This is a genomic window from Pinirhizobacter soli, from assembly GCF_015905305.1.
Lineage (GTDB): Bacteria > Pseudomonadota > Gammaproteobacteria > Xanthomonadales > Rhodanobacteraceae > Pinirhizobacter > Pinirhizobacter soli.
Genome location: NZ_JADZLQ010000003.1, coordinates 153,140 through 180,132, shown reverse-complemented (window position 1 = coordinate 180,132; position 26,993 = coordinate 153,140). Strand labels below are relative to the sequence as shown.

The following is a 26,993-nucleotide window of genomic DNA, read 5'->3' as shown; positions in this document are numbered from 1 at the left end:
GCTATCGTCAGCGGGACTATCCCGCGAGCGAATCCATTCGATGTCGACTGAGCCCGATCACCTCCGCCGCAGTCTTTCCAACCGCCACCTGCAACTGATCGCCATCGGTGGTGCCATCGGCACCGGGTTATTCATGGGGTCGGGAAAAACCATCAGCCTGGCCGGGCCGTCGATCCTGCTGGTCTACCTGATCATCGGCGTCATGCTGTTCTTCGTGATGCGGGCGATGGGCGAATTGCTGCTGTCGAACCTCGAGTACAAGTCGTTCATCGACTTCTCCACGGACCTCTTGGGCCCCTGGGCCGGCTTCTACTGCGGCTGGACCTACTGGTTCTGCTGGATCATCACGGCGATCGCCGATGTGATCGCCATTGCCGCCTACGTGCAGTACTGGTTCCCGGACATGCCGGCCTGGATACCCGCGGTGCTGTGCGTATTGTTGCTGCTTACCCTGAACCTGGTGACGGTGAGACTGTTCGGCGAGATGGAATTCTGGTTCGCGCTGATCAAGATCGTTGCCATCGTGGCGCTCATCATCACAGGCGTCGGCCTGGTGGCCTGGGGCTTTACCTCGCCCTCGGGCAACAAGGCGTCTTTAGCCAACCTCTGGAATGATGGCGGGTTCTTTCCCACGGGAATTGGCGGCTTCTTCGCCGGCTTCCAGATCGCCGTGTTCGCCTTCGTGGGCATCGAGCTTGTGGGCACGACGGCGGCGGAAACGGCCGACCCCGAGCGCAATCTGCCCAAGGCGATCAACTCGATCCCGGTGCGCATCATCATCTTCTACGTACTGGCCCTGGTGGTGATCATGACGGTCACGCCCTGGCGCCAGGTGCTGCCGGGCAAAAGCCCGTTCGTCGAGCTGTTCGTACTGGCGGGCATCCCTGCCGCGGCCAGCCTGATCAACTTCGTGGTGCTGACCTCGGCCACCTCCAGCTCCAACAGCGGCATCTTCAGCACCAGCCGCATGATCTACGGCCTGGCCGAAGAGAACCACGCGCCCAAGGTGTTCTCGAAGCTGTCCAAGGCCGCCGTGCCCTCGCGCGCACTGTTGTTCTCGTGCTTCATCCTGCTGCTGGGCGCAACCATGGTGTACGTGGTGCCGGACCTGGTGACGGCGTTCACCCTGGTCACCACGCTCTCGGCCGTGCTCTTCATGTTCGTCTGGTCGCTGATCCTGTTCGCTTACATCGCCTATCGACGCAAGCGTCCGCATCTGCACGAGGCGTCGAAGTACAAGATGCCCGGTGGCGTGTTCATGTGCTGGGCCTGCCTGGTGTTCTTCGTGTTCGTGCTGGTGCTGCTGACGCTGCAGGCCGATACGCGGGCTGCGCTGATGGCTAGCCCCGTGTGGTTCGTGTTGCTGGCGATCGGTTATGCGGTGAAGAGGAAATCACTGCCGGCATGAAGCGGCCCGTCGATGCGCGTGTGCATTTGCGGCTCTATACCACTGCCGAAGGTGGACGACAGAAAGCCGTCGATGCCCCCGCCTACGGGTATCGGCCCACCGCGCGAATCGACGGCAAGTACTTCGATTTCAGGGTGGCGACCGCGGGTCGAATGGAGCTTGGCGACGCATACGATGTCGACATCGCCTTCCTCGACATCGAAAATGCAAAACCCCGCCTCGGTATCGGGGTGGGGTTTTGCATTTGGGAAGGCAAGGATGTTGGAACCGGGGTCATCCTCGAACTCGTCGATCGGGACGACCCCAGTAGCAGCGACTGAAATTAGCGCGCTGCTACCTTCTCGCTACCCGTCCAACCGCCGCCCAGCGCCTTGTAAATCGCCACGGCGCGTGTGTTGATCGCCGCTTCGCCTTCAGCCAGCTGGTCTTCCGCTGCCAGCTGCGTGCGCTGCGCGTCGAGAAGCTCCAGGAAGCTCGTCGAACCTTCCTTGTAGCGGATCTGTGCCAGATCCGCGGCGCGGCGGCTCTGGTCGGCCTGTTCGATCAGGCGACCGACCCGCTCGTGCTGGTGGTTATACGACACCAGTGCGTTGTCGACGTCCTCGATGGCCTGCAGCACGGTGCGCTGGTAGGTGGCGCGGGCCTCGTCGGCGCGCGCCTCGCTGGCCTTCACTCCCGAGCGCACGCGCTCGACGTTCAAGCCCGACCAGCTGATGCTGGGTGCAATGGACCAAGCACGGCTGTTGGCACCGCCAAAGTCATTGCTGCGTCCGGCGAGGAAACCGACAAACCCACCCAGCGAGATGTGCGGGAAGTATTCGGCCTTGGCCACGCCGATGCGCGCATTGGCAGCGGCGAGATTCCGCTCGGCGATGCGCACGTCCGGACGGCGACGCAGCACGTCGTCGGCCGCACCGATGGGCAGCGACGTGTCGATCGGATGGAAGCTGGCCGGCGAAAGGTCCACGCCCAGCTCACCCGGACGTTCACCCAGCAGTACCGCGATGCGAGCCTGCGAAGCGAAGGCATCGGCTTCCAGCGAGGGCAGGGCTGCCTCGGTAGCCGCCAGGCGGGCCTTGGCGCTGGCCACGTCCTGCTCGGAGCCCGAGCCGATCTGCTCGCGGGCGGTGGTCAGACGCACCGTCTCGCGCTGGTTGTCGATGTTGCGATGGGCCACGTCGATGCGCAGCTGCGTACCGCGCAATTCGAAGTAGTTGCGCGCCACCTCGGCGAACAGCGTGACCTGCGCATCCTGCAATGAAGCTTCGCCGGCGCCGACGTCCGCGCGTGCCGCTTCCACCTGGCGACGGATGCCGCCGAAGAGGTCCAGCTCCCACGAGGCATCGAAGCCTGCCTGGTAGCTGGTGATGGTGCTGCGCTGGTCGGTGAAGCCCGGCTGTTGCTGCCTGGCGCGTGAATACGTGGCGCCGGTTTCGATGTCGGGAATCTGCGCGGACTTCGCCGTACCCAGCAACGCGCGTGCTTCACGCAGGCGCGCCTGGGCAATGGCAAGGTCGGGCGCATTCTTCGCCGCCTTGTCGATCAACGCATCCAGCGTGGTGTCGCCGAACTGCGACCACCACTGGGCGGGTACTGCTTCGGGCACCTGGGCGTGGGCATCGGCGCCGATCAAGGCCACCGGTTTCTCGACCGGTGCCTTGTAGTTGGGGCCGATGCTGGCACAGCCAGCGGCGAGCAGGGCGGCGAAGATCGCCGTGTAACGGAACGTGGTGTGCATCAGTGTTCTCCGGCGCCTTGCGCTTCAAGCGCGGCGTGTTCACGGCGCAGGCGACGGCGCTCGGTAGAGCGCTCGGTCCAGCCGCGGATGATGGTGTAGAACAATGGCGTGTACAGCAGGCCGAAGAAGGTGACGCCCAGCATGCCGGCGAACACCGCCACGCCCATGGCATGGCGCATCTCGGCACCGGCACCATGGGAGGTGACCAGCGGTACCACGCCCATGATGAAGGCGAAGGACGTCATCAGGATCGGACGCAGGCGCAGCCGTGCGGCTTCCAGCACCGCGTCGCGGCGCGACAGCCCGCGGTCCTGCGCATCCTTGGCGAACTCCACGATCAGGATGGCGTTCTTGCAGGCCAGTCCCACCAGCACGATCAGTCCGATCTGCGTGAAGATGTTGTTGTCACCACCGGTAAGGAACACACCGGCAATGGCGGACAGCAGCACCATCGGCACGATCAGGATCACCGCCAGTGGCAGCGACAGGCTTTCGTACAGCGAAGCGAGCACCAGGAACACCAGCAGCACGCACAACGGGAACACCACGACCGAGGTATTGCCGGCCAGGATCTGCTGGTAGGTCAGCTCCGTCCATTCAAACGACATGCCGTTGGGCAGGTTTTCCTTGGCCAGCTTTTCCATCGCGTCCTGGGCCTGCCCGGTGGAGAACCCGGGTGCCGCGCCGCCATTGATCTCGGCGGTGGGATAACCGTTGTAGTGCTGCACGCGGTCGGGGCCGACGCCCTGATGAACGGTGACGAACGAACCCAGCGGTACGGGCTCACCCGCCGCATTGCGGGTCTTCAGGCGCAGGATGTCCTCCGGCTCGTGGCGATACGACGGATCCGCCGACACGTTCACCTGGTAGGTGCGGCCGAAACGGTTGAAGTCGTTGACGTAGAGCGAGCCCAGGTACGACTGCATGGTCTCGAACACATCGCCCAGGTCCACGCCCTCGGCCTTGGCCTTCTCGCGATCGACATCCGCATCCACCTGCGGCACCGATACCTGGTAGCTGGAGAACAGCCCTGCCAGGGCAGGTGTCTTGTGGCTGGCGGCGATCAGGCCCTGCGTCTGCTTGTACAGCTCCTGGAAGCCGAGGTCGCCACGGTCTTCCACCTGCAGGCGGAAGCCACCGATGGTACCCAGGCCGTTCACCGGCGGCGGCGGGAAGATCGCGATGTAAGCATCCTGCATCGCCGAATACTTCTGGGTGAGCGCGGCGGTGATGGCGCCAGCCGACAGGCTGGGATCGCGGCGCTCGTCGAAGGGCTTCAGGGTGACGAACACGATGCCGGAGTTGGTGCTGTTGGTGAAGCCGTTGATCGACAGGCCCGGGAAGGCCACGGCGCTTTCAACGCCCGGCTGTTTCAGCGCCACGTCGCTCATGCGGCGGATCACGTCTTCGGTGCGGTCCAGTGAGGCGGCGTCGGGCAGCTGCGCGAACGACACCAGGTATTGCTTGTCCTGCGGTGGCACGAAGCCGGTGGGCACGTGGGCAAAGCCGGCGAAGGCCAATACCACCAGGCCTGCATACAGCACCAGCGCTGCCGAGCCCTTGCCCAGCACGCGCTTGACGCCGCCCACATAGCCATTGGAAGCGCGTACGAACATGCGGTTGAACGGGTGGAAGATCCAGCCCAGGCCGCGCTCGAGCACGATGGAGAGCTTGTCCTTCTTCGCGTCGTGGCCCTTGAGCAGGATCGCCGAAAGCGCCGGGCTGAGGGTGAGCGAGTTGAAGGCCGAGATCACCGTGGAGATGGCGATGGTGAGCGCGAACTGGCGGTAGAACTGGCCCGTCAGGCCACTGATGAACGCCGCCGGGATAAACACGGCGCACAGGACCAGCGCCGTGGCCACGATCGGCCCGGTCACTTCCTTCATCGCCGCACGCGTGGCTTCCAGTGGCGGCTGGCCCATTTCGATATGCCGCTCGACGTTCTCCACCACCACGATGGCGTCATCCACCACGATGCCGATGGCTAATACCAGGCCGAACAGCGACAAAGCATTGAGCGAGAACCCGGCCAGGTACATCACGGCAAAGGTACCGATCAACGACACCGGCACGGCTATCAATGGGATGACCGACGCGCGCCAGGTCTGCAGGAACAGGATCACCACCAGCACCACCAGGGCGATGGCTTCGAACAGGGTATGCACCACGGCATCGATGGAGCCGCGCACGAACACCGTCGGGTCGTAGACGATCTTGTAGTCCATCCCTTGCGGGAAGTCCTTCTTCAGTTCCGCCATTTCAGCGCGGACCTGATCGGAGATATTGATCGCGTTGGAACCGGGGCGCTGGAACACCGGCACCGCCACCGCTTCCTTGTTGTCCAGCAGGCTGCGCAGCGCGTAGCTGCTGGAACCGAGCTCCACCTTGCCCACGTCACGCAGGTGCGTCACTGCACCCTGGGCGTCGCTGCGCACCACGATGTTGAGGAACTCATCTTCGGTGGTCAGGCGGCCCTGGGTGTTGATGTTCACCTGGAAGGCGTTGTTGTTCGGGCCGGGCGGCGCGTTCAGGGCGCCAGCGGCGACCTGCACGTTCTGCTCGCGGATGGCCTTGATCACGTCGCCCGTGGTCATGTTGCGCGAGGCGAGTTTGTCGGGATCCAGCCACACGCGCATGGAGTATTCGCCGGCACCGAAGATCTGCACGTCACCCACGCCATCCAGGCGCGCCAGCTGATCCTTAACGTGCAGGCGCGCGTAGTTGGACAGGTACAGCATGTCGTAGCGGTTATCGGGCGAGATCAGATGCACGACCATGGTGAGGTCGGGCGAGCTCTTTTGCGTGGTCACGCCAAGGCGCTGTACTTCCTCAGGGAGTCGGGGCAGGGCCTGCGACACGCGGTTCTGCACCTGCACCTGGGCATCGTTCAAGTTGGTGCCCAGGGCGAAGGTCACCGTCAGCGTCATCTGACCATCGCTGGTGCTCTGCGAGGACGTGTACAGCATGTTTTCCACGCCAACGATCTGGGTTTCCAGCGGCGTGGCAACGGTTTCGGCGATCACCTTGGGGTTGGCGCCGGGATAGCTGGCCTTGACCACCACGGTGGGCGGCACGACCTCGGGATATTCGCTGATCGGCAGCTTGAACAGCGAGATGCTGCCCGCGATGACGATCAGCACGGAGAGGACGCCCGCCAGGATCGGGCGGTCGACGAAGAACTGGGCGATTTTCATGTCTTTGCCTTAGCGGCTGGCATCCGCGATCGACGGGGATTTCGTCGTACGGTTGGCAACCTGCGGATCGGTGTCGCTGCGACGGGAATCCATCGCGACAGTCTTGGGCGTTACTTCCACGCCGGGGCGCACGTGCTGCAGGCCGGAGACGACAACGCTGTCGGCGGCGGTAAGGCCGTCGTCGACCACACGCAGGCCGTCGACCAGCGGACCAGTCTCCACGCGGCGATATTCGATCTTGCGATCCTTGTCGACCACGTAGACGAACTTGTTGCCAAGGTCGGTGCCCACGGCGCGGTCATCGATCAGCGCACGCGGACGGCTGCCGGCACTACGCAGCTGGATGCGGGCGTACAGGCCCGGCGTATAGGAGTTGTCGGCGTTGTCGAACACCGCGCGCAGGCGGATGGTGCCGGTGCCCGTGCGCAGCTGGTTGTCGACGAAGTCGATGTGGCCGGCATGCGGAAAGCCCGACTCGTCGGCCAGGCCCATGGATACGTCGGGGGCATGGCCACGCTCGCGTCGCAAGCGGTCGAGCTTCAGGTAGGCCTGCTCATCCACGTCGAAGTAGGCGTACACCGGGTTCACACTCACAACGCTGGTCAACACGTCGTTCGGCGTTACCAGGTTGCCCGCGGTGATCAACGCGTTCGACACGCGGCCGTCGATCGGCGCACGCACCTCGGTGAACTCGCGGTTCAACCGGGCGGACGCCAGTGCCGCCGTAGTGGCGGCCACCTGCGACTGCGCGGTCACGGCTGCGGTCTGTTGGCGGTCGGCTTCTTCCTTGGATACGGCTTTCTGTTCCAGCAGGCGGCCGGCACGCGAGGCATTGGCCTGGGCTAGCGATAGTTCCGAGCGGGCCTGGGCAAGGGTGGCTGCCAGGCGATCGACCTCGGCCTGGTAGGGTCGGGGGTCGATGCGAAAGAGCAGCTGGCCTTTCTTGACCAGCGCCCCCTCGGTGAATTCCACGGAATCCACGTAACCGCTGACCCGGGGGCGCAGCGCAATGGTGTCCACGGCTTGCAGCCGGCCGGTAAAGGAGGCGGCATCGTCCACCGGGCGCACCAATACCTGGGCGACGGTGACTTCAGGTGCCGGAAGGGCGGCTGCCGCTTGGATAGGCGCCGGGCGCCCCAACCAAAAGGCCGATGCTGCTACCACCGCGGCCGCGGCCGTGGCGAATACGATCTTGGTCTTCATTTACGTGCCCCAATGTTCTGGTTCGGAGAAATACCGAACCGGTCAGGCTAATAACTGGGTCTTGCTCCGGCGGATAAAAGTCGGCGTAGAATCATTTGTCCTGTGACCAGCAGTCATCAATAGGCGAAGTGATGGAAGATCTGTCAGCGATTGCCGCTTTTGTACGAGTGGTCGAATCCAAGGGTTTCTCGGCCGCCGCCCCAAAGCTGGGTATGACTCCTTCCGGGGTCAGCCGGGCAATTGCCCGGCTCGAGGAGGCGCTGGGCGTCAGGCTTTTCTTCAGATCAACCCGAGCCCTGCGTTTAACCGACGATGGCAGCGCGTTCTATGAACGATGCAAGCAGATCCTGATCGATCTGTCGGAAGCCACCGAGGCCCTGGGTGAGTCGCGCTCCTCGCCATCGGGCAAGCTCCGGGTGGGCGTGGCGGTGTCCATCGGGCGGGCCGTGCTGATGCAGAACCTGGCTGACTTCGGGGAGAAGTACCCCGACATCCGCCTGGACCTCTCCATGTGCGATTACCCCTACGACCTGAACGAAGAAGGCATCGACTGCGCCATCCGCATCGGCGACCTGCCCGATTCGAACCTGATTGCCCGGAAGCTGGGGTACCTGCGCAACGTGCTGTTTGCCTCGCCCGCGTACCTGGCAAAGCATGGCCGGCCCACCAGCATCGAAGACCTGCAGAAACACCGCCTGGTCCGCCATATCTCGCCCAGCACCGGCAAGCCCACGGCCTGGTGCCTGGAAACCAGCGAGGGCCGTATCGAGGTGGATTACGAGCCGCACATGCTGATCAACGACGGTGAATCAGTGATCCAGGCTGCCGTGAACGACCTGGGCATCATCTACGCCCCGCACTGCATGGCCGCCTGCATGGTGGCCAAGGGCATGCTGGAAGTGGTGCTGCCGGAGCTGGTGTGCACCGGTTCGCCGGTATGGATCGTCTATCCGCAGAAGCGGCACCTGTCCGCGCGCGTGCAGGCCTTCATCGGTTGGGTGGATGCGCTGTTCTCGCGTACCAATGAGCCCTCGTGCGCGGTGTCCTTCGCCAAGGATCCGCCGTCCGCCCATGTGGCCAAGGCCGCCGACTCACGGAAAGGGCGAAAGAAAGTTACTACCGAGGACGAGCCTGACATGGCGGCGGCCTAAGGCGTGGCCGATACGGACGTACGTACCGGCCGGCGCGCCTTCATCCGGGCTGCCGGCACCGCCGTTGCCGCGCCCGCGCTTGGCTTCGTTGGCGGCGCCTTCGCGGCGAGTGCTTTTGCAGCCGCGGCACCCAACGGCGGTGCCACCGCCGTCGATCCCAATGCATCCTTCCGCGCCGTTGTGTTCCCGCCATCCCCGCTGGCGCGGCAACCCTTCCAGCTTCTACCCACAGGCGCGATCAAGCCCACCGGCTGGCTGCGCCGCCAGTTGCAGATCCAGGCCGACGGCCTGGGCGGCCACCTGGACGAGACCTGGCCGGATGTCGGCCCTGACAGCGGATGGCTGGGCGGCAAGGGCGAGTCCTGGGAGCGCGGGCCGTATTTCCTCGACGGCCTGCTGCCACTGGCTTGGCAGCTGGATTCCGAACCACTGAAGGCGAAGGCGCTCCGTTTCATCGACTGGACGCTCGACCATCCCTGGCCCGACGGCATGTTCGGCCCGCCTGGCAACGACGACTGGTGGCCGCGCATGGTGATGCTGAAGGTGCTGACCCAGTTCCACGAGCTCACCGGCGATGCCCGCGTTATCCCGTTGATGACGAATTACTTCGTGCATCAGTTGCAGGCGCTGCCCGCGAGGCCGCTGCGCGACTGGGGCCGCATGCGCTGGCAGGACGAACTGGTGTCGGTGGTGTGGCTTTACAGCCGCACCCAGGATCCCCGTCTGCTGGAACTGGCCAAGCTGCTGCAGGCCCAGGGCTACGACTGGCAGGGCATGTTCGCCAACTTCCCCTTCAAGACGAAGGTGGATCCGGACGTCATCAAGAAGGAAGCCCATGGCGGCGATGCCTTCATGGAAGACGTCGGCCTGCAGGTGCACGGGGTGAACAATGCCCAGGCGTTGAAGGCATCGCCGGTGTGGTCGCAAGTGTCCGGCAAGGGCACCGACCGCGAGGCCGTGCAACACCAGCTGGCCATGCTCGACCAGTACCACGGCCTGCCCAACGGCATGTTCTCGGCCGACGAACACCTGGCCGGACGCAGCCCGTCGCAGGGCGTGGAACTTTGCGCCGTGGTCGAGGCGATGTACTCGCTGGAACTGGCCCTGGCCATTACCGGCGATGCGGCCATCGGCGACCGCCTGGAGCGTATCGCCTTCAATGCCTTGCCCGGCACGTTCACCGACGACATGTGGGCGCACCAGTACGACCAGCAGCCCAACCAGGTGGAGTCCAGCCTGCACCGCCGGCCGTGGACCACCAACGGGCCAGAGGCAAATCTGTTCGGCCTGGATCCGCACTTCGGCTGCTGTACCGCCAACTTCCACCAGGGCTGGCCCAAGTTCACCGCCAGCCTCTGGATGGCCACGGCCGATGGCGGCCTGGCCGCTGCTGCCTATGCCCCCTGTGAAGTGGCGACGACGGTCCGTGGGATTCCGCTGAGGCTCGAGCAGGCAACGGACTACCCCTTCCGGCAGCAAGTAAAGATCACCGTGCATCCGGAATCGCCCGTCGCCTTCCCGCTGCGGCTGCGCATGCCGGGCTGGTCACAGCACACCGTGATCAAGGTCAACGGCAAGCCCGCGGCTGCCGCCGCGCCCGGAAGCTTTGCCACGATCGAGCGCAACTGGAAGGCCGGCGATACCGTCGAGCTCGCCTTCGATGCCCAGCCGGTGGCCGAAGCAGGCTTCAATGGATCACACAGTTTCACCTTCGGTGCCCTGGTCTTTTCCCTGCCCATCCGCGAGAACTGGGTACGCTGGCGCAAGCGCGGCCTCACCGCCGACTGGCAGGTGTACCCGGGCTCGCGCTGGAACTATGGCGTGTCGGCCGGCGCCAAGGCGGTGGCAAGCGAGCACGCGCTGCCAGTCTCACCCTTTGCGGGACCGCCGCCGCTGACCCTTGCCGTCGAGGGCCGGCCGGTACCGGCATGGAAGGCCGAGGAAGGCGCGGCCGATCCGGTGCCCGTCCAGCCGAAGGCCGCCGTCGATGAGCCGGCCACCACGCTTACCCTGGTGCCCTATGCCGTGGCGAAGCTGCGGATCACCTCGTTTCCGGTGATTTCCTCGCCTTCATAATTCTTCATTCGCGAATCAGGCACTTCATTCGACGCCATGGCCTGATGGCCGAAGCGGCAGTGGGCCGCGCGCCGATGGAGCCTTCAAGTGATGAAGTCGTTTGCCCTGGTCTTTCCCCCCGTACTGGCCTTCGCCCTTGCGGCCGCCGCGCACGCCTCGCCCCCACCGCCGCGCCTGGACCCGGCCCGCATCGCGGCCGTGGAGCCGAAGATCGCCGACAACACGTTCAAGGACATCACCAGCCTGCTGGTGATCCAGGACGGCCACACCGTGTACGAGCACTACTTCAACGGCAATGCTGCCGACACCCTCAATGACATCCGTTCGGCCTCGAAGAGTGTGACCGCCCTGTTGATGGGGGCGGCGCTCGATCGCGGCCTGGTCAAGGGCGTCGACGCGAAGGTGTACGACTTCTTCCCCGAGTACCACGAGGCGGACGCGCGCAAGCGGGCCATCACCGTCGAAGACCTCATGACCATGAGTTCCATCTGGGAATGCGACGATGAAAACCAGTTTTCCACTGGTAACGAGGAGCGCATGTATGTCAGCGAGCGCTGGCTCAATTTCGCGCTATCCCTGCCGGTGAAGGGTTTCGCGCCGTGGATGACAAAGCCCGCTGATAGCCCCTACAAGCGCGCCTTCTCGTACTGCACGGCTGGCGCATTCACCGTCGGTGCCGTCGTCGAACGCGCGGCACACAAGCCCCTCTCGGCCTTCGCCGCCGAGGTACTGGAAAAGCCCCTGGGCATCACCCACGTGCAATGGAATGTTTCCGCCGAGGGCATCGGCATGGGCGGCGGTGGCACCCGCTACTCTGCGCGCGATCTGGCCAAGCTCGGCCAGCTCGCCCTGGACGATGGCCGTTGGCAGGGCCGGCAGGTGATATCCGCCGCCTTCATCCATTCGATGCTTACGCCGCATGCCCAAGCCAGGGAGGACGCCGATTATGGTTACTTCTGGTGGCGCTTCCACTTCAAGGTGGGCGGCCATGAGTACGTCACCTGGGCGATGTCGGGTAACGGCGGCAACTACGTGTTCGTGGTGCCAGAACTACACCTGGTGACGGTACTCACCAGCCATGCCTATAACCAGCGCTACGCGCACCCGCAATCACAGAAGATCTTCACCGACTACGTGCTTAGCGCGACGGGGGCGGCAGGTCCGGCGGCCGCCAGCTCGCATTAAGTACCTCGGCACGCTGGTGTGCGACATCGGCTGCGATGCGATCCAGGGCATGGGCAAACCCTGGATCGCCCGCCAGCTTGATGAACAGCGGCGACACCTGCAGATAAGCCTGGTCACGGTAACCGGCGTCGATCGCGCGGTTGATCGCCGCCACTGCCGCCGGCTTGCTGTTGCGTGACAGTTCAAGAATCGCCAGTTCCAGGTACTGCGATGGCCATGGCGTGCCGCCCGCCGACTGATGGTTGAATTCGTCGATGCGTTCGGCGGTCCACGCCGGGTCGACACCGGCCGGGCCGTATATGCCCACCAGCGTGGTGGGCAAGCTGGCCAGGGGTCGCAGGCTCGCGGCATGGTGGAAGGCCGCTTCCGCGGTGACGCGGTCACCGCGTTGCAGGGCCAGTTCACCAGACAACAAGTCCAGCTCGACGTGCGGGGTGTTCCGCCCTTGCGCTACCGCCAGTTCCGACGCGGCCTGGGCGAAGCGGCCCTGCAGGAAAAGGGAGCGCGGCCAGGCCAGGTTCGAGAATACGTTGTCCGGATAAAGACGGAAGCTGCGCTCCAGGCGCATCTGCGCGTTGGCGGTGAAGCCGAGCAATTCCAGTTCACGACCGATCTGCACCTCTCGGAAGCGCACCTTGCTACCGTCGCCGCGCATCGACAGGTTCTCGTGCAGCGCTTGCGACAGCAGGCCTTTCTCCTGGTGAAGATAGGCCAGCGAGGCGCGCGTGGCGTCGTCGGCGGGATCCAGCTGCACGGCACGCGCATAGGCGGCCATGGCTTCGTCGATGCGGCCGGCGCAGTCCTGCGCGTAACCCTTCGCCGACCACGCCGCGGCGCGGACCGGGTCGATGGCAAGCAGCCGGTTGCTCAGTTCCAGGCCGCGTTCGACGTCGTCGCGGTCGCCGTTGTATAGGCAGGCGCGGGCGCTCATCGCGCGGCTCAGGCCCAGCATGGCATCGCGATCGAGCGGGGCTTCGTTCAATGCATCGGTGTACAGCTCGATCGCGCGTTCGTTGTTGTCGCGCTGGCCGATCGCCGCGTAGTAAGACGCACGCACCAGCAAGGGGCTGCGTGGATCGGGTGCCGGCGTGCGTTCGGCCCGGTGCGTCCACACATACGCCGCACTGGCGGCCGCGAACATCCCGGCCACGCCCACCGCCAACCACCAGGGCCACCGCCGCCGCGGGGCTGCCGGCAACGGCTCGCCCTCGATCCGCGGCATCGCCGCCAACTGGTAGCCGCGTCCGCGTACCGACCGTATATAGCGCGGCTGCCGCCCTTCATCGCCCATCGCCTGCCGCAGCAGCTTGATGCGCTGGGTCACCGTTTCCTCGCCGACCACGGCCGGCGCCCACACCTGGTCGATCAGCTCGTCGAAGCCGACCACGCGATCACCTTGCGTAAGCAGGAACGCCAGCAGGCGGAAGCTCAGTCCCGACACGGGAAGGACATCCTCGCCGCGCGTGACGCGCTGGCGTTCGGTGTCGATGCCAAGATCGAGCAGGCGGTACTGCATCAGCCACCGAACTTCAGGAAGGCCAGCAGGCCCACGCCCAGCACGATGCGGTAGATCGCAAACGGCGTGAAACGGTGGGTGCGGATGTAGCCCAGCAGCCATTTCACGGCGACAAAGGCCACCACCGCGGATACCACGAAACCCACGGCGAGCGAGGTCCAGTTCTCGTGCACGCCGTCGCCGTGATGGAGCGTCTTGTAGAGCTCATAGCCGCTGGCGGCATACATGGTGGGAATGCCCAGCAGGAACGAGAACTCCGTGGCTGCCGCGCGGTTCGTGGTGCCGGCCATCATCGCGCCGAAGATCGTTGCCATCGATCGCGACGTGCCGGGAAACAGACCCGCCACCATCTGCAGAAGTCCCACCACGATGGCGGTGAGCCAGGTCACTTCCGTACGGTCGACATTGCGCTCGGCCAGTTTTTCGGCCGCCAACATCCAGATGCCGCCGATCACCAGCGCCCAGGCGATGGGCCCAAGCGTCTCGGGCAGCTTGAAGCCCAGTTTCACCGCAATGAAGCCCAGCACCGAGGTGATCAGGAAGGCCACCGCGAGCTTGGCCAGGTAATCGCGGTTGGCCGGATCCCGCCATTGCGAGAACAGTTCCCAGATCCGCCGCCAGTAGATGAAGGTAACGGCCAGGATCGCGCCGGCCTGGATCACCACGTTGAAAGTGTCCGACCGCTCGCCCAGCCACCGCTCGGCGATAAGCAGGTGACCGGTGCTGGAGATGGGGAGGAATTCGGTAATGCCCTCGATGATGCCGAGCAGGATGGTATTGATCAGGTCGCCCACGAAACGTTCCGGCAGATAAGGGAAGCGACCTAGCTTAAGGCCTTCGCACCGCAAAGGGTTTCGCCCTGCGCTGCCGCGCGACATACTGGGGAGGCACGTCCTTGCATTGCCCCATGGTGGTGCAATCGCTGTGCAACGACTCCGTCAAGTCATTGATGTACAACAATCTTGTCTTGGCACATCCATTGCTATGGACGCTCATTCACCCACTAAACCCGAGGTTTCGCCCCATGTCCTCCGTTGAAAACGTGCTTGACCTGATGCAGGAGCACGATGTCGAGTTCGTCGACTTCCGCTTCGTCGATGTGCTGGGCAAGCAGCACCACGTAACGTTCCCTGCCCATGCCGTGGACGCGGAAACCTTCGAGGACGGCAAGATGTTCGACGGTTCGTCGATCGCCGGCTGGAAGGGCATCAACGAATCGGACATGGTGCTGATGCCCGACCCGGACACCGCCTACCTCGATCCGTTCTCCCAGCACACCCAGTTGGTGCTTCATTGCGATGTGCTGGAACCGAGCACCATGCAGGCCTACGGCCGCGACCCGCGCTCGATCGCCAAGCGCGCCGAGGCCTACCTCAAGAGCACCGGCATCGCCGACACCGCGTTCTTCGGCCCGGAGCCTGAGTTCTTCATCTTCGATTCGGTCCGCTGGCAGAACGACATGGGCCGCGTGTTCTACGAGATCGGTTCCGAAGAAGCCGCCTGGAGCTCGCGCTACAAGTACGAGGGCAACAACACCGGGCACCGCCCGGGCGTGAAGGGCGGTTACTTCCCGGTGAGCCCGGTAGATACGCTGGGCGACCTGCGCGCGGACATGTGCAAGGTGCTCGAGTCGCTGGGCCAGGTGGTGGAAGTGCACCACCACGAAGTGGCCAATGCCGGCCAGTGCGAGATCGGCGTGAAGTTCAACACGCTGGTGAAGAAGGCCGACGAACTCATCACGCTCAAGTACGTGATCAGGAACGTCGCCCACCAGAACGGCAAGACTGCCACCTTCATGCCCAAGCCCATCGTGGGTGACAACGGCTCGGGCATGCACGTGCACCAGTCGCTGTCCAAGGGCGGCGAGAACCTCTTCGCCGGCGACCTCTACGGCGGCCTGTCGCAGACGGCGCTGTGGTACATCGGCGGCATCTTCAAGCACGCCCGCGCCATCAACGCCTTCGCCAATTCCTCCACCAACAGCTACAAGCGCCTGGTGCCGGGCTTCGAGGCGCCGGTGATGCTGGCGTACTCCGCCCGCAACCGCTCGGCCAGCTGCCGCATCCCGTATGTGTCCAACCCGAAGGGCCGCCGCATCGAGCTGCGCTTCCCGGATCCGGTGCAGTCGGGCTACCTCACCTTCACCGCGCTGATGATGGCGGGGCTGGACGGCATCATCAACAAGATCGACCCGGGTGCGCCGTCGGATAAAGACCTTTACGACCTGCCGCCGGAAGAAGAGAAGAACATCCCGCAGGTGTGCTCGAGCCTTGACTCGGCCCTCGAGGCGCTGGACAAGGACCGCGACTTCCTCAAGGCCGGTGGCGTCTTCACCGACGACTTCATCGACAGCTACATCGCGCTGAAGATGCAGGAAGTGACCCGCTACCGCGCCAGCACGCATCCGCTTGAGTTCCAGATGTATTACGCGATCTGATGATTTTTAAGGGCTAACGCCCTTCGAGTAGAAAAGCCTTGCTGGCGCCCTCGGTCTTCACTGGGTCGCGTCAGCAGGGCTTTTTTGCAATCGGTGCGAGGTAAAAAGTGCACAATGCCGCGAAGCAAAGGAGCGCATATGAGCGAGGGCAAAGGCGAACTGATCCTCTATCGCACCGAGGACGGGCGAGTCGACATCCACCTGCGCGCGACAGACGGCACAGTCTGGCTCACGCAGGGTGAGATGGCCGAGCTTTTTGATACCACCAAACAGAATGTGAGCCTGCACATCCGCAACATTCTGGAAGATAGCGAGTTGTTGGCGGAAGCAACTGTCAAGGATTCCTTGACAGTTCAAACCGAAGGCAGCCGGGAAGTCAGTCGACCTGTTCAGCTTTACAGGCTCGACATGATTCTGGCGGTGGGCTTCCGTGTGCGCTCTCCGCGTGGCGGCCAGTTTCGTCGCTGGGCTGGTTCCACCTTGGCGGAGTATCTGGTCAAAGGCTTCGTGCTGAACGATCAGCGTCTGAAAGACGCCGAACGCGTTGATTACTTTGATGAGTTGTTGCGCCGCATTCGCGACATCCGAAGTTCGGAAAAGCGCTTCTACCAAAAACTGCGCGACCTATTCAAAACCAGTAGTAGCGACTATGACGGCACCGAGAGGACTGCCAAAGCCTTCTTCGCCACTGTCCAGAACAAATTGGTGTTCGCAGTTACTGGACGTACTGCAGCGGAGCTGATCGTGGAGCGAGCTGATCCTGACGCAGCCAACATGGCGTTGACCCATTGGTCTGGCGATCGGGTCGTTAAATCAGACACGGTGGTTTCCAAGAACTATTTGGATTCCGGCGAGCTCGAGCAGCTCAATCGGTTGGTCACCATGTTCCTGGATTTTGCCGAAGATCGTGCCTCCCGCCGCATCGAGACCCGCATGGCTGATTGGATCGCACAGACTGACCGTTTCCTCAGCTTCAATGAGCACTCGTTGCTGACCGGTTCTGGCCGAATTTCACACGAACGGATGCAAAGCTTGATTGGCGAGCGTTACGCTGACTTCGATGCCCGTCGCCGAGCCGCCCAGCTACGAGCTTCCGAGCAAGAAGCTGATGAAGAACTCAATCAGCTGCACGTACAAGCAACGCGGTTGACGTCGGGTAAGGACCCAAGGAAGCCCTAACCCAAGAACAGGGCCATTAACTTATTGAATCTCCGGCCGATACCGTTACTATCCGGCCACGCCGAACGTGGCGAACGCAGGGGGATGGGACCGATGGGGTTGGCCAGGCGCATCGCGGGAGCGGTGTTCGTGCTTCTGCTGCTTGCCTTGGGCCTGGCAGCATGGGGCCGCTTCCGCGCGCCCAGTGCCGTCGAGCGCGAAGCGCTGGAATTGCTGCGCCTGGACTCCACTCCGTTGCCGGCGAAAAACGCCTGGCACGCTCTTTGGCTGCTCGATTACGTCATCCCCGCCGGTGAGCGTGAGGCGGTGTATGAGCAGGATCTGACCCAGTTGCGCGACCGCGCCGCCGCGGTACATGCAGGCAAGCCTGCAGCTGCCTTCGCCAAGGCTGCCGAGAGTCACTACGGCACCTTGCCCAAGCTCACCGACGACGACCGCGCGGCGATCTGCCGTCCCGTGTCGCAGTGCCTGGCGCAGGTGCGCACCCATCCGGAGGCCACGCGCCTGGTGTTGACGCGCCATGCCGAGCGATTGGCCGCCATCGCCGGGCTGGCCGGCATGGACTATCTCTGGAACGACATGCCGCCAGTAACGGCGGCGCCTGGCCTGGATCTGGGCGACGTGCAGGCGCTCTGGCTCACCGCGGCAGCCGCCGATTTCGTCGAGGGCAGGCAGCAGGAAGGCCTGGCCCAGGCCTGTACCAGTGCACTGACCATGCGCCGCCTGCACGTGGGCAGCAATGACGCGCTTGGCTCGGTGATCACGGCGCGCTGGGTGGTCGAAGCCGGCGGCCTGGCCATGGACATGCTGGCGCAGATGCCCGGCGACGCCCCGGTGCCCGCTATCTGCGCCGCGGCGTTCGCGCCGCCCACCGACGCCGACGTAAATTTCTGCGAAGTATCGCGCGCGATGTGGCGTGGCAGCTTCGGCAGCCTGGAGAATTTCCCGGTGGTCGGGCATGGCAACGCTGGCGGCTCCTCATGGTTGCTCAGCCGCGACCAGACGCGCCGGCTGGCAGCGCCAGCGTTCGTGGCCGCATGCAAGGCCGATGTCCGGGCAGCGGAACTCGCCGACGCTCGCCTGGACGATGCGCTCCAGCCCCGGCCAACCCCTGATTTCTTCGACCGGATCGGCAATGTCCAGGGCGTGGACCTGGCCGTGGCTGGCGTGCCGAATTTCGTGCCATACCTGCGGCGCAACCAGGATTACGCCGCCACCTTGCGCATGTTCGGTACCGCGCTGTGGCTGCGTACTCTGAAGGGCGATTACCGCACCTTGGCTACCCGCGTGGCCGCGCGGCCGGCAAGCCTGAATCCGCCGGGTTCGCGGCCGATCAAGGCAGGTCCCGACGGGATCAGCCTGGAGATGGAACTCTACGCGCCTGCCGATGGTGAACATATGACCACGGTTCCGCTACCCGTCCCCACGTCCTGATCTTGCAATGCCCCGGCATGCCGCCATCTGACGGGGCATGACTTCTTATTCCGTTCTCGACCTCTCCCCCATCATCAAGGGCGGTAGCGCCGGCGATGCCCTGAACAACAGCCGCGACCTGGCGGTGCACGCGGAAGCCTGGGGCTACAAACGCTTCTGGCTTGCCGAGCACCACAACATGCCCGGCATTGCCAGCGCCGCCACGTCGATCGTGATCGCCCACGTGGCCGCGGCCACCTCGACCATCCGCGTAGGCTCCGGCGGCGTGATGCTGCCCAACCACGCGCCGTTGGTGATTGCCGAGCAGTTCGGCACCCTCGACGCGTTGTTCCCAGGCCGCATCGACCTTGGACTGGGCCGCGCGCCCGGCAGCGACCAACTCACCGCGCGTGCCCTGCGCCGGGAATTGGGTGCCAGCGACGAGCGCTTCCCCGAGGATGTTGCCGAACTGCAGCAGTTCCTGGGCGAGCCCCATCCGCTGCAGCGCGTGCGCGCGGTGCCGGGGCAGGGCTCGAATATTCCGATCTGGCTGCTGGGTTCGAGCCTGTTCAGTGCGCGCCTTGCGGCGGAACTGGGCCTGCCGTTCGCCTTCGCCTCGCATTTCGCGCCAGACGCGCTGATGCAGGCACTGCACGTGTACCGCACGCTGTTCCGCCCGTCCGCGCAACTGGACAAGCCTTACGCGATGGTGGGCGTGAACGCCTTCGTCGCCGGCAGCGACGAGGAAGCCCGCTACCTGTTCACCTCGTTGCAGCAGCAGTTCCTGAATTTGCGCCGCGGCACGCCGGGCCTGCTACAGCCACCGGTGGACACCATGGACGGCCGCTGGAGCGAGATGGAGCAGCGTGGGTTGGAGCACACCATGCAGTACGCGGCGGTAGGCTCGACGGACACCGTGCGCACGAAGCTCAAGGGTTTCATCGCCGACACCGGCGCCGATGAGGTGATGCTGACAGCGCAGATCTTCGACCATGCCGCACGGCTGAAGTCATTCGAGCTGGCGGCGCAGGTGATGAAGTCGCTGTAGTTGCTTAAGGTTTAGTCCATCACCCAGCCATGCGAGGCCAGCAGCGACTGGCCGGTGAGCGCATTGGTGGGGAAGGCTGCCATGAACACGGCCACGCGGGCGATATCGTCAAGCGTGGTGAACTCCGCATCCACGGTGTCGCGCAGCATCACATTGGCGATCACTTCGCTTTCGCTGATGCCCAGCTCCTTCGCCTGCTCGGGAATTTGTTTCTCGACCAGGGGCGTACGGACGAAACCCGGGCATAGCACATTGGCGCGGATGCCCTGGGCCGCGCCTTCTTTGGCGATGGTGCGGGCCAGGCCCAGCAGGCCGTGCTTGGCAGTAACGTAGGGCGCCTTGAACTTCGACGCCACGTGCGAATGGGCCGAGCCCATCAGCAGGATCGACCCGCCCTTGCCGGCGGCGATCATCTGCCGCATCGCCGCACGTGAAGTAAGGAATGCGCCATCCAGGTGGATGGCGAGCATTTTTTTCCAGGCAGCGAACTCGAGGTCGACCAAGGGGGCGATCACCTGGATGCCCGCGTTGGACACCAGAATGTCCACCGCACCCCAGCGCGAGGCGACTTCGTCGAAGCCCTGGTTGACGGCTTCCTCGTCGGCGACGTCCATGGCCACGCCCATCGCGTCGCCACGGCCGCCGTCGATCTCGCCGGCCACCGCCTCGGCTGCATCGCCGTCGAGGTCGGCGATCACCACCCGCGCGCCCGCCTGGTGGAAGGCCTGGGCGATGGCCTTGCCGATGCCGCTGGCGGCACCGGTGACCAAGGCGACCTTGCCGGCGAGCTCGCCCATGGCGATCAGGCGCCGATATCCCGGAGCTTCTTGCCGTGCATCAGCTTGCGTTCGATATCTTCAAGCGTCACGCCCTTGGTCTCGGGCACCAGCAGGAAGGTGAGCACGATGAACACCGCATTGAAGGCCGCATACAGCCAGAACGTCTGGCCCGGGCCGATGCCGTTGACGAGGGTAAGGAAGGTGTTGCCCACCACCCAGTTCATGGCCCAGTTGGTGAAGGTCGAAACACCGATGCCGAAGTCGCGTCCCTTCAATGGCTGGACTTCCGAGCACAGCGTCCAGATCAGCGGGCCGGCCGACATGGCGAAACCGATGATGAAGACCAGCAAGGTGCCGACGGTGAAGTACTGCTCGGCGCGGGTGGTGGTGCCGATGTGGATCATCGTGCCGACGACGGCCAGCGACACGGCCATCACCACGAAGCCGGTGTAGAGGATGGGCTTGCGGCCGATGCGGTCGACCAGGCCAATGGCGATGAAGGTAGCCAGCACGTTGGTCAGGCCGACGATGGCGGTAAACCAAAGCTGGGACTCGTGATCGTAGCCCAGGGTGCCGAAGATGCGCGGTGCGTAATACATCATCACGTTCATGCCGGTCAGCTGTTGCATCACCTGCAGCAGCACGCCCAGGCCGACCGAACGACGGAAGTTGCTGTTTTCCTGGAACAGGTGCCAGCCACGCTGCGGGGTCTGCAGCGACTCGGCGATATCGGCCATTTCGTGATCGACCAGCTTGCGATCGCCGCGCAGCTTCATCAGCACGTTGTCGGCGTCCTGCTTGCGGCCTTTCATCATCAGCCAGCGCGGGCTGTCGGGCAGCCACAGCACGCCCAGCAGGAACAACGCGCCCGGGACGGCGATGATGCCGAGCATCCAGCGCCAGCTGCCGGTGTAACTGAAGGCGAGGTCGGACAGGAAGGCCACCAGGATGCCGATGGTGATCATCAGCTGGTAGAGCGAGATCATCGCGCCGCGGATTTTCTCCGGCGCCACTTCCGCCAGGTAAAGCGGCGCGGTGAACGAGGCGATGCCGATGGCAAGGCCCAGGATCACGCGCGCCACGATCAGGGTTTCGGGATTGGTGGCCACGCCACAGAGCACCGAACCTATGACGAAGAGCACGGCGCCGAGGATCAGCGAGCGCTTGCGGCCCAGGGCCGAGGACATCCAGCCGGCGCCCAGGGCGCCCACCGCGGCGCCGCCCATCATGGAACTGACGATCCATTCGACGGTGCGGTCGGTGATGGCGAAGTCGGCCTTGATGAAATCGGTGGCGCCGGAGATCACGCCGATATCCAGGCCGAACATCAAGCCGGCGAGCGCGGCCAGGATGCAGGTGAAGATGGCAGTGGCCTTGGCATGTGACTGCGTGGCCGCGGCAGTGGATGCAACGCTATTCATAGGGTGTTCCCGAGGGTGCGTTGGAAGTCTTCGATCAACGGATGGCGCGGGCATCTTGCCATGCCCGGCCGCTGGGTGGGGCGCCCGCGAAGCGGGGTTCGGTCAAACCGGTGAAGCCGGGTTCGAATGTGTGCAGTGCACCATCGCCTTCGCCGCGTGCCGCAGCGGACAAACCGTCGCTGGCGCTGGTGACGTACAGGCGATCGAGCATCGGTCCGCCGAAAGCGGGTCGCGTGGGCTGAAGTGCCGGCACCTCGAACACGCCGGCGAGCGTTCCGTCGGGGGTATAGCGGACAACCTGGCCGGCGCCCCAGCGCGCATTCCACAGGCCGCCGTCGGCATCGACGGTGGAGCCATCCGGTTCGCCCGGTTCGGCGCGAACGTCGACGAATACACGCGGCTCGCCCAGGGTGTCGCCGTAGTCCACGCACATGATGCGTTTGTCCAGCGAGTCGCAGAAGTACATCACGTCGCCGGACGGGCTGAAGGCAATCGAGTTGCTGATCGCAACGCCAGGCAGCGGCAGGTGTTCCAGTTGCAGGTGGCGATCGAGCCGGTAAAAGCCGCCCACGGCTTGCTTCGGGCCGCTGGCAGGTTCGTGCAGCGTGCCGAAGACGAAACGGCCCTGGCGGTCGCAGGCGCCGTCGTTCGCGCGCGTGGACTTGCCTGGTTCCACGTCCATCAGCACCAGCAGTTCGCCACTGTCGATGCGCCAGAAGGCCAGCTTTGATGCCAGCGCCAGCAAAAGAACGTTTGCATCGTCGCAAAGTGCAAACGACGCCAGCCGCTCGGGCATGTCCCAATGGGCAACTTCGCCGCTGGCCGGGTGCAGGCGCCACAGCGTGCGCCCGACGATATCCGTCCACCACACGGCCTGCCCGCGGTCATCCCATTGCACGCCTTCGCCCAGGATGTTTCCCGCGGCAAGGGCGATACGCGAATCGGTCATACCCAGCCACCATCCACGATGTAGTCCTGCCCGGTGCACATGCGGCTGTCGTCGGCGGCCAGGAACAGCGCCGCGCGGGCCAGATCGTCGGGCTCGATATGGCCGGGCATGCACTGCATGCGGCGGATAGATGCCTCGCCTTCCTCGTCGAGCCAAAGCTCGCGCTGCTTGGGCGTAATCACCCAACCTGGCACCAGGCAGTTGATGCGGATGTTCTGTGCACCGAGCTCGCGCGCCATGCCGTTGACGAAGCCGCGTACCGCGGCCTTGGCCATCGCGTATAGCGGGTAGCCGGCGTTCTTCTGGATCCAGCCGGTGGACCCCATGCAGATGACCGAGCCGTGGCCCAGCTGCTGCATGTCCGGGATCACGGCCTGGGTCACGAACACCTGGTGGCGCAGGTTCACCGCGAGGCTCTTGTTGAAGAAGGCCTCATCCACTTGGTCGAGCGAATGCCGCGCGTCGTTGGCGGCACTGTTGATCACCACGCCGAACGGGCCGGTTTGCGCGCGCAGGGCCTGGATCGATGCGGCGACGGCGTCGAGGTTGGTGAGGTCCGTATGCGCGTAGACGGGCTTGAAGGGAACATCGCCGAGGCTTTCGATCAAGGCAGCCGCGGCACCGTCGTCAAGATCGACAAAGGCCACGCGCGCGCCCTGCCGGGCGAACTGCGTCACGAACGATGCGCCGATGCCACTGGCGCCGCCGGTGATCAGCACCGCGCGGTCGCGCAGGCTGGGATAGCTTGCGTACTGATTCATTACCACTCCGCCACGCTGCCGTCTTCATGGCGCCACACCGGGTTTCGCCAGCGGTGGCCCACGGCGGCGCGTTCGTCCACGTAGGCCTGGTTTACTTCGATGCCGAGGCCCGGGCCATTGGGAATGGTGACAAAACCGTCTTCATAGGCGAACACGCTGCGGTCGACGACGTAGTCGAGCAGGTCGTTCGCCGCGTTGTAGTGGATGCCCAGGCTCTGTTCCTGGATGAAAGCGTTGTGGCTGACGGCATCGATCTGCAAATTCGCTGCCAGCGCGATCGGCCCCAGCGGGCAATGCAGGGCCACGGCCACGTCGTAGGCCTCGGCCATGGCGGCGATCTTCACCGTTTCGGTGATGCCGCCGGCGTGCGCCGGGTCGGGCTGGATGATGTCCACGCCGCCGATCTGCAACACGCGCTTGAAATCGAAACGGGAATACAGGCGCTCGCCCAGGGCGATCGGCGCGGGCGAAATGGCCGCCAGTTCCGGGATGCTCTCCAGGTGTTCGGAGAGCACGGGCTCTTCGATGAACATCAGGTTGTATGGCGCAAGTTCGCGCATCAGCACCTTGGCCATCGGCTTGTGCACGCGGCCGTGGAAATCCACGCCCAGGCCGATGTCCGGGCCGACGGCTTCGCGTACGGCCTGGACGTTGGCCAGCATGCGGTCGACCTTGGCGTGGGAGTCGACGTACTGCAGTTCCTCGGTGCCGTTCATCTTCACCGCGCTGAAGCCGCGGGCGACGGCGGCGCGGGCAGCATCGGCGGTGTCGGCCGGACGATCGCCGCCGATCCACGAATACACGCGGATTTTATCGCGCACCGGGCCGCCCAGCAGCACGTGCACGGGCACGCCCAACGCCTTGCCATGGATATCCCACAGGGCGTGGTCGATGCCGGCCAGCGCGCTCATCAGCACCGGGCCGCCACGGTAGAAGCCGGCGCGGTACAGCACGCTCCAGTGGTCCTGGATGCGGCGGGGATCCTTGCCGATCAGGTAGTCGGCGAGTTCGTCCACCGCGGCGGCCACGGTGTGCGCGCGGCCCTCGACGATCGGCTCGCCCCAGCCGCTGATGCCGGCATCGGTGTCCACGCGCACGAAGCACCAGCGCGGCGGCACGATGAAGGTGGTGATGGCGGTGATCTTCATGCGCTCGCCTCCGTGGCGACCAGTGCGGCCCAGGCCTGTGCAAAGGCATGCGCGCGGTTGGAGGTGTCGCTGAGCGCGCGGCCGGGCGCGTATAGCGCCCCGCCGATGCCGAAGCCGCTCGCGCCGGCTTTGACGAACGGCGCCATGTTGCCGGGCTCGATGCCGCCCACGGGCAGCAACGCCAGGTCCTTCGGCAGCACGGCTCGCCATGCCTTGAGCACATGCGGGCCGATCAGTTCGGCGGGGAAGATCTTCAGCGCATCGGCGCCGGCGTCGAGCGCGGCGAAGGCTTCGGTGGTGGTGGACACGCCTGGCAGGCAGTAAAGCCCGGCGGCCTTGGCTGCGCGGATCACGGCCACGTCCGCGTGCGGCATCACGATGATCTTGCCGCCGGCGGCGGCGACCTCATCGACGCGCGCGGGCGACAGCACGGTGCCGGCACCTACCAGTGCACGGTCGCCGAAGCGCTCGCGCATGATGCCGATGCTGCGCAAAGGGTCTGGGGAATTGAGCGGCACCTCAAGGATGCGGAAGCCGGCTTCGACCAGGACATCGCCGACGTCGGCAGCCTCGGCGGGGGTGATGCCACGCAGGATGGCGACGAGCGGAAGAGGATCGAGCCAGGCGCCGATCATGGGGTAACTCCGTGGATGGTTCGTTCGTGCAGATGGGCATGCCGGGCGATCAGCCACAGCCCGTGGGCGGCGGTGTCTTCAACGGCGGGTGAAACGGTAAGGGCGAAGTCGCTGGCGGCCATGCGGTAGCGCGCGCCGAGCGCGGCATCGCCCACCAGGCGCAGTGGCAACGTGCAGTCCATGCGGCCGTCGGCCAGGGTCGAGCGGATTTCCTCGCCGATCAACAGGCCCGAGAGGTAATCCGGAACGCTTGACGCGTCGAGCGTGCCGTCGAGCATCAACGCCCGCGTCGAGAACAGCCGCGACACGCCGCCGGCGCCGCCACTGGCGCGCGCGGTGCGCACGCCGCGGCTGAAGGCGTCGACGTCCATGGGTGCGTCGGGCTTGATCTCCACCGCCAGGATCGAATGGCGGGACAGCAGGGCGAACAGTTCGCCCGTCATCGTGGTAACGAAATCGGTGATCTCGCCATCCTTCACCCGCACCCACTTGCTGTGCGTTCCGGGCAGCACCACGGTCGCCTCGCCCTGGGGCGGCGGCCGCAGTGCCAGGGCGCCGACCAGCTGGGTCTCTTCGCCGCGCATCACGTCGGGGCCGCGGCTGTTGCGCAGGCCGGGTACCAGGTACACCAGGCGTCCGCCAGGAGCGGGAACCGGCACCAGGGCTGCCGCCAGCCCGGCGACGCCTGCGGGAATATCAAGGTAGGGCGCTTCCTGCCAGCCATTGCGGCTGCCCACCATGCCGGCGGCGATCACCGGGCAGTCGGGCCAACCGGCCACCATCGCGGCAAAAGCACCGCCGAAGCCGCCCTCGGGCAACTGGCGGATGCCCCACGGCTTGTGGCGCGTTTCCACGATGAGGCCCGCGGCATCGAGCAGGTAGGCACGGAAGCTTGAAGTGCCCCAATCCAGGGCGATCAGGTGGTTCATGGCTTTTCCGCGCGGCGCGTTTTCAAGGTATCGCGCGAAGCGCTGATCAGGCCCCGCATCGCGTCGGCCGCGGCGTTGGGCCGGCGCCGACGGATGGCGTCGTACACGGCATGGTGCTGGGGCAGGGAATACCGGAAGTTGGCGGTGGTGCGGGCGGACATCAGGAAATACGTGGCAAGGGCGGTCTGGATCACCGAGAACAGCGATCCGAGCAATTCATTGTTGGTGGCGCGCAGCACCGCTTCGTGAAAGCGGACGTCGGCTTCGGCCCAGGCGTCCAGGTCCATCGCCTCGTCCATCGCCTGGTAAGCGGCGGCGACCTCGGCCAGTTGGGCGTCGTCGCGACGGCGCGCGGCGGCGGCCGCGGCGGCGGGCTCGACGATCTCGCGCATCTCCACCAGCTTGTCGACGAAGTCGTCGGTGGGCATCGCCGCGCACCGCCAGGCCAGGACATCAGCGTCGAGCTGGTTCCAGAAGCGGGTTTCGCGCACGCGCATGCCGGTCTTCTGGCGGGTTTCGATCAAGCCCTTGGCAGCCAACACTTTCAGCGCTTCGCGTAGTACCGTGCGGCTGACAGCCATGCGGGTGGCCAGGGCTTCCTCGCGCGGCAAAGGTTCGCCCGGAGCAAGGCTGCCCCCGACGATCATCTGTCCCAGTTCCTGGACCACCTGGCCATGCAGGTTTCGCGGTCCCGTCGTTCGTGCCACGTGGACCCCCTCAGGGTCATTTGTCATACAAATCATTTATAGCACATCGTTGGCGGAATACATCGGTCCGCCTTGCGCCCAAATTCGGCAGGCCCCACGCTTGGACACCTCCAGCC

22 protein-coding genes are annotated in these 26,993 nt (G+C 64.9%); 9 read left to right on the top strand and 13 right to left on the bottom strand.

The window, feature by feature from the left end; genetic code table 11:
• Positions 1-40 precede the first annotated feature (40 nt).
• On the top strand, positions 41-1,408 hold the full coding sequence (gene cycA / locus NDK18_RS14185) for a D-serine/D-alanine/glycine transporter (RefSeq protein WP_250628140.1): 1,368 nt from the start codon (positions 41-43) through the stop codon (positions 1,406-1,408).
• Positions 1,405-1,728 (top strand): hypothetical protein, encoded by a 324-nt coding sequence (locus NDK18_RS14180; protein WP_250628139.1) that lies wholly within the window; start codon positions 1,405-1,407, stop codon positions 1,726-1,728. The genes cycA and NDK18_RS14180 overlap by 4 nt, the downstream gene beginning before the upstream one ends.
• 2 nt (positions 1,729-1,730) lie before the next feature.
• Here NDK18_RS14180 and NDK18_RS14175 read toward each other — a convergent pair whose 3' ends face one another.
• The 3 genes from NDK18_RS14175 to NDK18_RS14165 are packed head-to-tail and all read right to left on the bottom strand — an operon-like array spanning position 1,731 to position 7,543.
• The gene (locus tag NDK18_RS14175; protein ID WP_250628138.1) at positions 1,731-3,146 is read right to left on the bottom strand and encodes an efflux transporter outer membrane subunit; all 1,416 of its coding nucleotides are present in this window, start codon (positions 3,144-3,146) and stop codon (positions 1,731-1,733) included.
• Complete coding sequence (locus NDK18_RS14170) at positions 3,146-6,340, bottom strand: efflux RND transporter permease subunit (protein WP_250628137.1); 3,195 nt, start codon at positions 6,338-6,340, stop codon at positions 3,146-3,148. The genes NDK18_RS14175 and NDK18_RS14170 overlap by 1 nt, the downstream gene beginning before the upstream one ends.
• A 9-nt stretch (positions 6,341-6,349) precedes the next feature.
• A complete protein-coding gene (locus tag NDK18_RS14165) occupies positions 6,350-7,543 on the bottom strand; it encodes an efflux RND transporter periplasmic adaptor subunit (RefSeq protein ID WP_250628136.1) in 1,194 nt (397 codons plus the stop codon).
• 131 nt (positions 7,544-7,674) lie between these two features.
• Here NDK18_RS14165 and NDK18_RS14160 point away from each other — a divergent pair, with 131 nt between their 5' ends.
• The 3 genes from NDK18_RS14160 (at position 7,675) to NDK18_RS14150 (ending at position 11,955) form a co-directional block, all read left to right on the top strand.
• Positions 7,675-8,694: a LysR family transcriptional regulator gene (locus tag NDK18_RS14160; RefSeq protein ID WP_250626059.1), complete on the top strand. Its 1,020-nt coding sequence runs from the start codon at positions 7,675-7,677 to the stop codon at positions 8,692-8,694.
• A 3-nt stretch (positions 8,695-8,697) separates the two neighbouring features.
• The gene (locus tag NDK18_RS14155; RefSeq protein ID WP_250628135.1) at positions 8,698-10,770 is read left to right on the top strand and encodes a beta-L-arabinofuranosidase domain-containing protein; all 2,073 of its coding nucleotides are present in this window, start codon (positions 8,698-8,700) and stop codon (positions 10,768-10,770) included.
• Positions 10,771-10,860: 90 nt separating this feature from the next.
• Positions 10,861-11,955, top strand: a complete 1,095-nt coding sequence (locus tag NDK18_RS14150; protein WP_250628134.1) for a serine hydrolase domain-containing protein — start codon at positions 10,861-10,863, stop codon at positions 11,953-11,955.
• Here NDK18_RS14150 and NDK18_RS14145 read toward each other — a convergent pair.
• Positions 11,909-13,471: a winged helix-turn-helix domain-containing protein gene (locus NDK18_RS14145; RefSeq protein WP_250628133.1), complete on the bottom strand. Its 1,563-nt coding sequence runs from the start codon at positions 13,469-13,471 to the stop codon at positions 11,909-11,911. The genes NDK18_RS14150 and NDK18_RS14145 overlap by 47 nt on opposite strands.
• Positions 13,471-14,265, bottom strand: a complete 795-nt coding sequence (locus NDK18_RS14140) for an undecaprenyl-diphosphate phosphatase (RefSeq protein ID WP_250628132.1) — start codon at positions 14,263-14,265, stop codon at positions 13,471-13,473. The genes NDK18_RS14145 and NDK18_RS14140 overlap by 1 nt, the downstream gene beginning before the upstream one ends.
• A gap of 230 nt (positions 14,266-14,495) precedes the next feature.
• Between NDK18_RS14140 and glnA the strand changes: the two genes are divergently transcribed.
• The 4 genes from glnA (at position 14,496) to NDK18_RS14120 (ending at position 19,548) form a co-directional block, all read left to right on the top strand.
• On the top strand, positions 14,496-15,908 hold the full coding sequence (glnA, locus tag NDK18_RS14135; RefSeq protein WP_250626054.1) for a type I glutamate--ammonia ligase: 1,413 nt from the start codon (positions 14,496-14,498) through the stop codon (positions 15,906-15,908).
• A gap of 138 nt (positions 15,909-16,046) precedes the next feature.
• Complete coding sequence (locus NDK18_RS14130) at positions 16,047-17,087, top strand: virulence RhuM family protein (protein WP_250628131.1); 1,041 nt, start codon at positions 16,047-16,049, stop codon at positions 17,085-17,087.
• 93 nt (positions 17,088-17,180) lie between these two features.
• Positions 17,181-18,521 (top strand): hypothetical protein, encoded by a 1,341-nt coding sequence (locus tag NDK18_RS14125; RefSeq protein ID WP_250628130.1) that lies wholly within the window; start codon positions 17,181-17,183, stop codon positions 18,519-18,521.
• 37 nt (positions 18,522-18,558) lie between these two features.
• Positions 18,559-19,548: an LLM class flavin-dependent oxidoreductase gene (locus NDK18_RS14120; RefSeq protein WP_250628129.1), complete on the top strand. Its 990-nt coding sequence runs from the start codon at positions 18,559-18,561 to the stop codon at positions 19,546-19,548.
• An 11-nt stretch (positions 19,549-19,559) separates the two neighbouring features.
• On the opposite strand, the gene NDK18_RS14115 is transcribed toward NDK18_RS14120, so the two are convergent.
• Genes NDK18_RS14115 through NDK18_RS14080 form a run of 8 tightly spaced genes read right to left on the bottom strand, consistent with a single transcriptional unit; the run spans position 19,560 to position 26,877 of the window.
• Entirely contained in the window at positions 19,560-20,345 is a 786-nt protein-coding gene (locus tag NDK18_RS14115; protein ID WP_250626051.1) for a 3-hydroxybutyrate dehydrogenase, read from the bottom strand.
• Between the two features lie 5 nt (positions 20,346-20,350).
• Positions 20,351-21,748: a sugar porter family MFS transporter gene (locus NDK18_RS14110; RefSeq protein WP_250628128.1), complete on the bottom strand. Its 1,398-nt coding sequence runs from the start codon at positions 21,746-21,748 to the stop codon at positions 20,351-20,353.
• A gap of 34 nt (positions 21,749-21,782) precedes the next feature.
• Entirely contained in the window at positions 21,783-22,697 is a 915-nt protein-coding gene (locus NDK18_RS14105; protein WP_250628127.1) for an SMP-30/gluconolactonase/LRE family protein, read from the bottom strand.
• A complete protein-coding gene (locus tag NDK18_RS14100) occupies positions 22,694-23,458 on the bottom strand; it encodes an SDR family NAD(P)-dependent oxidoreductase (protein ID WP_250626048.1) in 765 nt (254 codons plus the stop codon). The genes NDK18_RS14105 and NDK18_RS14100 overlap by 4 nt, the downstream gene beginning before the upstream one ends.
• Positions 23,458-24,606, bottom strand: coding sequence for a galactonate dehydratase (dgoD, locus tag NDK18_RS14095; RefSeq protein WP_250626047.1), 1,149 nt, complete (start codon positions 24,604-24,606; stop codon positions 23,458-23,460). The genes NDK18_RS14100 and dgoD overlap by 1 nt, the downstream gene beginning before the upstream one ends.
• Positions 24,603-25,241 carry a 2-dehydro-3-deoxy-6-phosphogalactonate aldolase gene (locus tag NDK18_RS14090; RefSeq protein WP_250626046.1) on the bottom strand — a complete coding sequence of 213 codons (639 nt, stop codon included), beginning with the start codon at positions 25,239-25,241 and terminating at the stop codon, positions 24,603-24,605. Before NDK18_RS14090 ends, dgoD begins: the two co-directional genes overlap by 4 nt.
• Positions 25,238-26,170, bottom strand: a complete 933-nt coding sequence (locus tag NDK18_RS14085) for a 2-dehydro-3-deoxygalactonokinase (RefSeq protein WP_250628126.1) — start codon at positions 26,168-26,170, stop codon at positions 25,238-25,240. The genes NDK18_RS14090 and NDK18_RS14085 overlap by 4 nt, the downstream gene beginning before the upstream one ends.
• On the bottom strand, positions 26,167-26,877 hold the full coding sequence (locus tag NDK18_RS14080) for a FadR/GntR family transcriptional regulator (protein WP_250628125.1): 711 nt from the start codon (positions 26,875-26,877) through the stop codon (positions 26,167-26,169). The genes NDK18_RS14085 and NDK18_RS14080 overlap by 4 nt, the downstream gene beginning before the upstream one ends.
• Positions 26,878-26,993: the final 116 nt, after the last annotated feature.